Source organism: Actinosynnema sp. CA-299493 (assembly GCF_050946825.1).
Taxonomy (GTDB): Bacteria; Actinomycetota; Actinomycetes; order Mycobacteriales; family Pseudonocardiaceae; genus Actinosynnema.
Genome location: NZ_CP191993.1, coordinates 191787 through 201451 on the forward strand (window position 1 = coordinate 191787; position 9665 = coordinate 201451).

General features: G+C 68.7%; 11 protein-coding genes. 5 read left to right on the forward strand and 6 right to left on the reverse strand.

What is annotated here, in order from left to right; translation table 11 throughout:
- Positions 1-40: 40 nt before the first annotated feature.
- Complete coding sequence (locus ACQPYE_RS00950; RefSeq protein ID WP_498718615.1) at positions 41-1255, reverse strand: tyrosine-type recombinase/integrase; 1215 nt, start codon at positions 1253-1255, stop codon at positions 41-43.
- Entirely contained in the window at positions 1252-1938 is a 687-nt protein-coding gene (locus tag ACQPYE_RS00955; protein WP_498718616.1) for a helix-turn-helix transcriptional regulator, read from the reverse strand. The genes ACQPYE_RS00950 and ACQPYE_RS00955 overlap by 4 nt, the downstream gene beginning before the upstream one ends.
- A gap of 94 nt (positions 1939-2032) precedes the next feature.
- Between ACQPYE_RS00955 and ACQPYE_RS00960 the strand changes: the two genes are divergently transcribed.
- Positions 2033-2260: a DNA-binding protein gene (locus ACQPYE_RS00960; protein WP_498718617.1), complete on the forward strand. Its 228-nt coding sequence runs from the start codon at positions 2033-2035 to the stop codon at positions 2258-2260.
- 59 nt (positions 2261-2319) lie between these two features.
- Here the strand turns inward: ACQPYE_RS00960 and ACQPYE_RS00965 are convergent, their stop codons facing one another.
- Entirely contained in the window at positions 2320-2643 is a 324-nt protein-coding gene (locus tag ACQPYE_RS00965) for a hypothetical protein (RefSeq protein WP_498718618.1), read from the reverse strand.
- A complete protein-coding gene (locus ACQPYE_RS00970) occupies positions 2640-3209 on the reverse strand; it encodes a bifunctional DNA primase/polymerase (protein ID WP_498718619.1) in 570 nt (189 codons plus the stop codon). Before ACQPYE_RS00970 ends, ACQPYE_RS00965 begins: the two co-directional genes overlap by 4 nt.
- A gap of 477 nt (positions 3210-3686) precedes the next feature.
- Here ACQPYE_RS00970 and ACQPYE_RS00975 point away from each other — a divergent pair, with 477 nt between their 5' ends.
- From ACQPYE_RS00975 to ACQPYE_RS00990, 4 genes are all read left to right on the forward strand, one after another.
- On the forward strand, positions 3687-5021 hold the full coding sequence (locus tag ACQPYE_RS00975) for a helix-turn-helix domain-containing protein (RefSeq protein WP_498718620.1): 1335 nt from the start codon (positions 3687-3689) through the stop codon (positions 5019-5021).
- Entirely contained in the window at positions 5002-5739 is a 738-nt protein-coding gene (locus tag ACQPYE_RS00980) for a RibD family protein (protein ID WP_498718621.1), read from the forward strand. Before ACQPYE_RS00975 ends, ACQPYE_RS00980 begins: the two co-directional genes overlap by 20 nt.
- Before the next feature lie 186 nt (positions 5740-5925).
- A complete protein-coding gene (locus ACQPYE_RS00985) occupies positions 5926-6480 on the forward strand; it encodes a MobC family plasmid mobilization relaxosome protein (RefSeq protein WP_498718622.1) in 555 nt (184 codons plus the stop codon).
- Positions 6481-6487: 7 nt separating this feature from the next.
- Positions 6488-8089, forward strand: a complete 1602-nt coding sequence (locus tag ACQPYE_RS00990; RefSeq protein ID WP_498718623.1) for a relaxase/mobilization nuclease domain-containing protein — start codon at positions 6488-6490, stop codon at positions 8087-8089.
- A 306-nt stretch (positions 8090-8395) separates the two neighbouring features.
- Here ACQPYE_RS00990 and ACQPYE_RS00995 read toward each other — a convergent pair whose 3' ends face one another.
- Positions 8396-8785, reverse strand: coding sequence for a hypothetical protein (locus ACQPYE_RS00995; RefSeq protein ID WP_498718624.1), 390 nt, complete (start codon positions 8783-8785; stop codon positions 8396-8398).
- 67 nt (positions 8786-8852) lie between these two features.
- Complete coding sequence (locus ACQPYE_RS01000) at positions 8853-9068, reverse strand: hypothetical protein (RefSeq protein ID WP_498718625.1); 216 nt, start codon at positions 9066-9068, stop codon at positions 8853-8855.
- Positions 9069-9665: the final 597 nt, after the last annotated feature.

Consider the following 9665-nt stretch of genomic DNA (forward strand, 5'->3'; position numbering starts at 1 on the left):
CTGCTGTCTCACATCTTCACACGAACGCTCGTACTGCTGCTCAGCCGTAGAGCTTGCCGAGCACCTCGGCACCCGAGTTGAGATCATCATCACTCGCGTGGACGTAGGTCGAGTACGTGAACGCGGTGTCGTAGTGCCCGGCCCACTTGCTGACGATCGAGATCGGCACCCCGGCCTTCTCCATCAGGCTCAGCGCTGTGTGGCGTCCTTCGTGCAGGACGATCCGCTTCACGCCAGCTCGCTTGGACAGCCTGCCGAACTCGTCGGAGTACCACTCAGGGTGCACCGGCTCGCCAACCTCGTCCACAACGACGTAGCCGCTGTTCCTGTAGCCCTCGCCGACCGCCAGCTTCTCCTCGGCCTGCTTGACCTTGAGCGTGTGCAGAGCTGACGCCGCCGCGAGGTCGAGCGGGAGCTTGCGGAACCCGTTCTCCGACTTGGGCGGGACGATCAACACCTTGCCCTCGACCAGCACACGTGCCTGCTGGACCTGCACGGTCGCCGTGCCCTCGACGTAGCAGTCCACGCACCACTTCACCTCGTGCGTGCTGCACGCCTTGGCGAACGTGCCGAAGTCGACGTCCTCGTCCCACCGCAGCCCGAGCACTTCACCTCGGCGCAGCCCGTACAGCGTCAGCCTCCAGGCCGCGTCCAACCGGTCCTCTTTGGCCTTGCGGAGGAACAGCCGCACCTCATCCTTCGACCAGGTGTCCGGCTTCGTCGGCTTGTACTTCGGCGGCTTCACCAGCTTGGCGACGTTGCGCGCCACCAGTCCCTCCAGCGTCGCCATCTCGAACGCGGCCGTGAGCCTGCCCAACGTCAACCGCACGCTGCGCGGCCCCAGCCCCGTCCCCGGCTTGCCACCACGACGCCTTCCCTCCGTCTGCATCCAGGTGACCATCCGCTCGATGTCGGCCTTGGTGACTTTCTGGATCGGCGTGGCGCCCAACTGCTCGCGCACGGGTCGGAGCGCATCCCGGTAGCTGCGCTTGCTGGACGCCCGAAGATCGCGCGTCGCACCCTCCAACCACCCATCGAGGTACTCATCGACCGTGACCTTGCTGGGCCGGATGTAGGTGCCCTCGTTGACCTTGTGACGGGTCTTGTCGTACTCGACGCGCGCGTCGCGCCTGGTGTCGAACGTGAACGTCTTCTGCTGCCGCTTGCCCGTAGCCGGGTCGCGGCCGATGTCCACAACGAACCGATATCTCACCGTCCCGTCCTTCAACGTGATCTTCTTGATCGGGTCACTCACTCGTCCTCCTCCGTCGGTCCCACCGGTTCGATTGGTTTCACGATCAGTCCACGCCGATCAAGCTCGGCCTGGACCTGCTGTGACAGCAGCCGGGTGATGTGCCCGCGGCGGGCTTGGCGCTCGTTGATATCGATGTCGCCGAGGTCGGCCAGTTGCGCGTCCCGCTCGTCGGTGAGCGTCCGTCCCCAAAGCTTCTGGGAGACGTCGACTACCGCCTTGGGCGAAACCCCGAGCCGGTTGGCCAGGGTGTTGTCCGCCTCGGTCCCCTGCACCTTGGCCGCGAACCACGCCTCACCCTTGGCCCGGATCGCGGACAGCCCGAACAGCTCGTCCCGGCGTGTCTTCGGATCCCACTGCTCCGACCGTCCACCGGCGGCGATTCCCCGGATGAAGTCCTTGATCAGCGGTCGGCTCAGGGTGAAGTGCTCGGCGACAGCCACCGGCCCCTCACCCTCGAACAGCTCCGACAGCTCCACGTTGAACGTGTGAGCGATCAACAGCACGTCAGCGAAGTTCGGGTTGGGCCGCTCACCAGCCTCCAGTGCCGCGATCTTGCTGCGGCTGAAGGGGATCCCCCGCCGCGAGAACAGCCGAGCCGTCTCGTGCTGGGTGAGCCGAGCCCGCTTCCTCAGGCGCTCCAGGTTCTCCCCGACCACGGCACCGACCGACTGCGGCTCTGTCACCTCGCCAAGTATGCCAGCTCGTCGGTTCGCTTGACAGACAGACGAGGGTCGACGCACACTCGAATGGACTACAACGAATCGGGGGGTTCGTTACATGACCAGGCAAAACAAGGATGCATGGCACCCGACGCTCGACGAGGTCAGGCGCTGGCCCGCGACAGTGAACGTCGCGAAGGCGGCGAGCGCATTCGGCATCTCGCGCAGCCACGCCTACGAGTTGATCGCGACCGGGAAGTTCCCGGCCAAGGTGATCAAGCTGCGCACCACCTACCGGGTGATCACCGCGTCGATCGTCCGAGCCTTGTCCGCCGAGGCTGCTTAAACGGCAGCAGGAGGTGGTCCCGTCGATCGGGACCACCTCCTGCTGACGGGCGGCCTGGACTACTGGAGTCTTCCGTCCGAGCCGTCCAGCCACACGACGTGCACTCGCACACCCCTGGATCGCGAGCTGACCTCGAAGAGCTTCCGCGCGTTCTCCGGACTCTGGGACCTCAGTGGGAAGTCACCCTCCACGGAGTTGACGTCGGCGCGGTCGGGGTAAGCCAAGCCGTAGCCCGCGACCCTGGCATCCGCTCGATCCCCGTACTCCTCGACGAGGGCGAACAACCGCGGGGTCTCCTGCTCGGCGAGTTCTCGCATGACGTCGGCGAACTCTTCCCGATCCCACTGCGCCTCAACCACCGGGCGCTCGTCCAGCTTGGTCATGCGGCAGCCTTCCCAACACTCCGCAGCAGCGCATCGAACTCGTCCGCCAGGAGCAGGACATTGCCTGCTTCTTCGGGCGTGACCAGCCACATCGCCTGGGTTTCGCCGATGGAGGCCGGAGGCAGCGGGAGCGTCGTGCCCTCCGCCATGACCCGCACCTCGTCGCGGACCAGTGTCAACGGACAGGGCGGCTTCACGAGGAAGTAGGCCATCGGCATTCCAGGGATGGCGAACACCGGCGTGGGGCGGGTCGCGAACCAGCGGTGATCCAGCACCGCCTCGACCAACGACTCGTGGACCGTGATCGCGCCCAACGTCGGCCCGGTCACGGCGAGCACCGTCGGTGCGTGCAGGCAGGGTGCCGACCACCACTGGCGAACCACGTCGAGATCCGCGGTCGCGGTCTCGATCGGCCGCATCACGATCTTGTCCGCAGGCTCACCCGACACCGGGTCGACGAACTTGCCGTTCCGCCACACCGCTCCGGGTATGACCGGCCAGCCCATCTCGGCGTACGCCAGCGCGGCCGTCATCGGATCGGTGATCTCCGGGGTGGCTTTCGGCACGGTCGGTCCTCTCCTCCTGCTGGGGAACGTCGAGGCCAGTCCGTCGAGACTCGGGTGCGACTTCGAACAAGTCCTCGAACTGCATCGGTGCCAGCGCGATCAGTGCGCCGCCGATGAACGCAGGACCTGGCTGCAGTTCACCGCTTCTGACCCGCTTGACGGTCGAGCGGTTGAGTCCCATCGCGCCGGCCAGTCGGTAGTCGGAGTTGAAGCCGGCGAGCTGCGCCGCTTTCGCGAAGGACTTGGCGCGGAGCCTGACGGTGTACGACGTCGGCGCGGCTGTCACAGTCGTCCGCCCTCCTCGTCGTATGGCCTCATTGAGCGGCTACCGGCGCCAGAGATGCCGCAGGTCATGGGGGCACTTCCTGACTGATCACCTGGCGCCGGTGCCGGAATCAGCGTCGCTGTTAGACCGATCGGGCGGAGTCGCCGCCAGAGGGGCCATATGGCCCGAGGGGGCCGGGGGAGGTGGCCACAATGGTGACGTTCCACCTCCTCACCAGTCAGGATGGCGACATGCACGGGCCGACGAGCATCGGTGCGCTCCTGCGCCGCCTCCGCGAGGAGACCGGTCGCTCGCAGAGCGAGCAGGCCGATGACTTGTCCGTGCGTGCCGGCCGTGCGGTCACCCGGAACGAGGTGTCTCGCTGGGAATCCGAGAAGCGCCTGGTGACGCCCTACTGGCAGCAGCACTACGCGGACAGCTTCGGAGTTCCAGCGGAAGTCCTCGCGCGGGCGGTCGCAGCTACCAAAGCGCAGCGTCGCCTGGCCAGGCGCGCCGAGGACTCGTCCGGAGGGGACAGCGTGGAGCGGCGTGAATTCATGGGAGCCCTGGCCGGATTGGCAGCCTCCTCCCTCCCCGGCTTCCTGTCCTCGCGGTCTGCTGGCCGTGCCTCGGTGGATCCCGAGGTCATCGACCACTTCGTCTCGCTCCGGGACGCCTTGGTGTCGGCGGACAGCCTCCTCGGACCCGGCGATCTGGTGCGGTCAGCGGGGGAGCAGGTCGGCAACATCGCCAAGCTGTACGAACGGATCGAGTCGGGGTCGCGCGGACGCCTGTTCGAGATCGGTGCCTTGTTCGCCGAGTTCTGCGGCTGGCTCGCCGACGACCTGGGCAACTTCACCGCGGGTAAAGGCTGGTCGAGCAGGGCCCTTGAGTGGGCTCACTCGTCCGGCAATGCCAACATCGCGGCCTACGTCCTCATGCGGATGAGCCAGCAGGCCCAATTCCTCGGAGAACGCGCCCGAGCCATCACGCTCGCCCAGGCGTCCGTCCGCTACGAGGCCCAGGTATCCAGCCCGCAGGTACGGGCGGCCATCCACCAGCAGGCCGCGCACGCGAGCGCGTTGGACGGCAATGAGCACGCAGCCATGACCTACATCGACTGTGCTGAGGCCCTTTCCGAGGCCACCGCACCAGCGCTCGACCCGTACTCGTTGGCGAGCTACTGCACACCCAGTTACGTGTCAGTGCAGCGTGCGGCCGTCTACGGCACCCTCGGCAACCACGAACGTGCCCTCGCCGAGTACGACCACGTCATGAGCCAGTGGCCCAGGTCCTTCCACCGCGAACGGGGCCTGCACCTCGCCCGCAGGACAGCTGTCGCAGCACGGGCGGGTCTCCCCGAAGCAGCGCTGGAGAGCGGCGTAGAGGCGCTCAGGATCGCCCAGGACACCCAGTCGCACCGCACGGTCCGAGAGCTGGCGACGAGCGCCAAGATCATGCAGTCGTGGAAGGCGCACCCGAGCGTCGACGAGTTCATCCGAGCGGTGAGGAACGAAGGGGATCTGAATGGGCACGCTGAGCGTTGACGAGCTGGTCGGCCGAGCCGAATGGGACTCGGTGACCCAGACGCACCGGCGCCCGTTCGTGGTCTACAAGTTCGCCGCCACCCTCGACGGCCGCATCGCCGCCGAGGACGGCACCAGCCAGTGGATCACCAGCCCGGAGAGCCGAGCCGAGGTCCACCTCCTCCGCGCGGGCTGCGACGCCACCGTGGTCGGCTCAGGCACCCAGCAAGCCGACAACCCCAACCTGGCCGTGCGCGGCAACGACGACCCGCGCCTGGACCTGTCCATCGTGAACGACCCGAAGCGCCAACCGCTACGCGTCGTGATCGACAGCAACGCCAAGACCCCAGCCGACGCGAACGTGTGCAACGACGCCGCGCCCACGCTCATCGTCGTAGCCGAGGACGCCGACGCGTCACACCTCGACGGCGTGGTGGACTTGCTGAAGGTCAAGCGCGCGGACAAGGGCCTCGACCTGCCATCCGTCCTCGCGGGCCTCCACGCCCGCGGCGTCCGGGCGATCTTCCTCGAAGGCGGCCCCACGCTCGCCGGCAGCTTCATCGCCCAAGGCTTGGTCGACCGCGTGGTGAACTACGTTGCCCCTGCCTTGCTCGGCTCCGGGAAGAGCGGCCTGGAGAACGCGGGCATCCACAGCATGTCCGGAATCCTCCGCCTGGAGCTGCTCGACGTAGCCCGCTCGGGGAGCGACGTCCGTCTAGTGGCCCGTCCGGTCAGATAGCCACCCCACCGCCACCGGGCCGGAGGCAAGATGTGCCTTCGGCTAGCTGCGCTAGCCGAAGGCGGAAACACCAGGTCACCAGCCGTGCACATATGCGGCACGGCCCGGCGCGGGCGTAGGGTCGCGGCGTGGGACGCGGCGCGTCGGGGGATTGCGTCGAACGCCCCGACGGTCCGGGGGGACCTCATGCGCCACAACGAGGACGACCACGCACGCGAGGCCGGCGACTGGCCGGCCGATGATCCCGATACCACCGAGTCGCTACCGGACACCTCTGGGCAGGAGAGGCTGGCGTCGCTGCCAACCCTGATCGGCCACGGCGGGCACTTGGCACCCGTTCCCGGTGGACGTCGACGGCAACTGCTGCTGCGGTTCACCGCCGCCGAGCTGGCCGAGGTGACCGGCCGCGCCGCCGTCTACGGGCTGGCCCCGGCGGCGTTCGCGCACATCACCGCGAGGTTCTTCGAGCCCACCGCCCGTGCGCTGCGGCGGCTGCGGCCGCCGATGAGTCGGCAGGACGCGGTCGCATTGGCGGCGGACCTGGTGCCGCTGCGCCGGACGCTGTCGGGGATCGGCACCAACCTCAACCAGCTCGCCCGCGCCGCGAACGCTGGCGACCAGGTGAGCGCGGCACAGCTCACGGCCGCGGTCGAGTACCTGGCGCACGTGCTCGGGCGGGTCGAGGACTGGCTGGACCGGCTCGACCCCAACCGGGTCGTGCACCGGCGCGGCCCGCGGTGAGCCGGCGATGCTGCCCAAGCTGCTGCCGCGCCACTCCAACCTGCGCGAGACCGTCCGGTACTTGTTCGCCGTCGGCGGCCGCACGGTGCACACCGACCCGCACATCGTCGCGGCGTGGGACTCCGATCTGCTGCACCCCGACGTCGCCCGACCCAACGACCAGGGCGAGGACCGGGAGATCGTGCTGCGGGAGATCATCACGCAGCTCGACGCACCGCGCCGTCTGCGGCACAAGACGGTGGCGGCCGGGCACGTGCTGCACGTGCCAATCTCCGCGCACCACGACGACGGCCAGCTGGGCGACGAACGGTGGCGGGAACTCGCGGGCGAGTTCGTGGCCCGGCTGGGGTTAGAGCGGTGCCGGTGGATCGCCGTGCACCACGGCACCTCGAAGGCGGGCAACGACCACGTACACCTGGTGGTGCAGCTGGTCAACGAGGACGGCAAGGTCGCACGGCTGTCGCACAGCAAGGTCAAGGCCCGTGCCTGGGCGCAGGAGGTCGAGCAGCGGCTGGACCTGGTGCGCACCGGCGCCACCGGCACCGGCGCCCGCGAGCTGACCCGCGCCGAACACGAACGCGCCGACCGCACCGGTGTCGAGCCGCAACGGCGCACGCTGGAACGGCGGGTGCGGGCCGCGGCCGCCGGATCGACCGGGCCGGGCGAGTTCGTCGACGTCCTCGCGAGGGCCGGGGTGCGGGTGACGCCGGTGACCGGCGGCGACGTCGGCGCGGAGCGGGTGACCGGCTACCGCGTCGCCCTGGACGAAGACCAGGTGCTCGACGGTGGTCCGGCCCTGCGGTTGGGCTGCGGGCAGCTGGCCCGCGACCTGACCCTGCCCGAGCTGGCCGACCGGTGGCGAACTACTCGCGGCGTCCTCGGCGACGACGCGGTGCCCGACCGTGCGGCGGCGGCCGCCGACCCCACGGCGTGGGCGCCGGGCTCGACCAGGCCGACACGGGGCGGGGACGCATGGTGGGCGAGGGCCAAGGTGCACGTGACCACGGCGGCGGGGCTGCTGGACCGCCTCGACCTGGACGATCCGGCCCATCGGCACGTGGCGGTGGAGCAGGCCGCGCACTTCGCCGCCGTGCTCGCGCTGCGCTGGCCCGCCGACCCGGCTGACGAACACCAGCGGCGGGTGGCCGACGCGGTGCGCCGCGCGGCCGACGACCTCGCCGCCGCGACCCGGTTGTGGCACCCCTCGCCGACGTGCCGACCGCCTCGACCCCGGCCGCTGCTGCCGGTCCTGGGCAAGATCGCGGTGCGCCTAGCGCGCACCGGCGACGCCGAACTGGTCCTGGCCCTGCTGGTCCTGGCCGCGCTCGCGGTGCTGGTCATCGCCCTGGCCGACCGCATCACCGGGACCGGCGAACCACGGCCGCCGCGCGGCGAACCCGGTGCGCACCTGCGCGCGGCCGCCGACCACCTGCGTCCGTACCAACGCCGCAGCACCGCCGCCCCGGCTGGCTCGACGGCTGTGCGGAAGGACCCGGCGGCGAAGGTGGTCGACGACGTCGAACAGCGGCTCGCCGCATCGCGAGCTCGGCTCGCCGGACATCCGGGGCCGGGTGTCGACCCGCATCGGCGCACCGGGCGCAGTCGGTGAACGGCGGCGGCCGCACCAACAGCAGGTCGACCAGGCCCATGACGTTAAAGGGCCGGGACCTGTATCGGGTTGGTCGTTGCCGTGCCCACGCAGCGGCATCACCCGGTACAGCTCCGAACAGTCTGCCCAGGACGACAAGGAGCCGTCGGGTGGTCTGCACCGATGGTTCAGTCGATCAGCCAGTCCACGAACTTGGCGGTTGCGGCGAAGACCATGATCGGGCGAGCTGAACCACTCACCTGTCGCACTCATGGATGCGAGAGAGCCCGGACACCAACGGTGTCCGGGCTCTCGGCCTGTTGCTGGTCAGGCTGGACGCCGCAGCCAACGCACACGCGCGAGGCCGGCGGTTTCAGGCCTGGTCGGGCTGGCGTCGCCGGCGGCGTCCGCTACCGGCGCCGGCGGTTCCAAGGGGTCCTGGAGATCCTTGATGGCCACCCAGACGGGTCGCCAGTCCTGCTGGACCCGCTCGCGGTCGAGGCCGAGACCGGTGATGAGCAGCGCCTCGACCACGCGCCAGGTGGGCAGGTTCCCGCCCGCAAACGCGCGCTGCAACGTGCTGACGGAACCCTGAAACTGGATCCGGCGGGCCAGTTCACGCAGGGAGGGCTCGCCGGCGTCGCGACGGGCCCGGCGAAGACGGTAGGCGAACGCGCTGATCTCCGCGGCCACCTTGGGGTTGTCGTGCGACGACATGGTGTTCCCCTTCCTACGGGGAGCCTCGCCGAAGCGAGGCTCCCCGCGGGTGTGGTTTAGCGAGGCGCTAGGCCGGTGCCGGGCCGAGCGCCAGCTGACCACCGGCGCCGCCGGCGCCAGGAGTGTTGAACAGACGCACCGCGATCTCCGCCGCGGCCACGGCCATCAGACCGGACGCGGACGCGGCATCCACCAAGGGATAGCCGGACAGCACCAGCGTGATGAACGTGGACGGCGCGAGAACGCCAGTGATCCACATGAACACAATCAAACGCAGACTCACCCAAATCACCTCCCTCCCCTGCTAGTTGGCCTGGACGCGGGACTTTTCGAGGTCCACGCGGACTCCCCGGACTGCCAGATCCGGGTAGCTGGTGTGATCCTACGGCAAACTTGCGCCCATCGTGTAACACCACCCCCTGCGCGACACGACAGAAACACCAGTAATACCTGTTACCAAGGGTAACGATTAAGAGCGAAACCGTCGGCCGTGGCGCGAGTGGTCTAGACCTATCGACCAGGCGGAATCCGGCATAAGTTAGTTTTTCGAAAATGAAGAACCAGAGTTATCGAGCTGTATCGACAGTCAGCGCAAGACCCTCAGTCGAGGTGTCGACGAGCAGGGTGATCATAGATCGCGGAAGGGGATAGCATATATGTCTCGGGCATAGCGAAGGGCCCCTCGCTGGCACGAGGGGCCCTTCATTAATCCCGATGCCCGCGTCCAGGCCAACTACAGGGGAGGGGCGTCGGGAAAACAAAGATGTCCGGCGCGACGCGAACAGCCGCGACGCAGGGGGCCATGCGGCGAAATGCCAGCGGTCCCGGTCAAGCGGCGGCGGCGCCGAACAATGAGGAAGGTTGCAGGACGTGACACTGC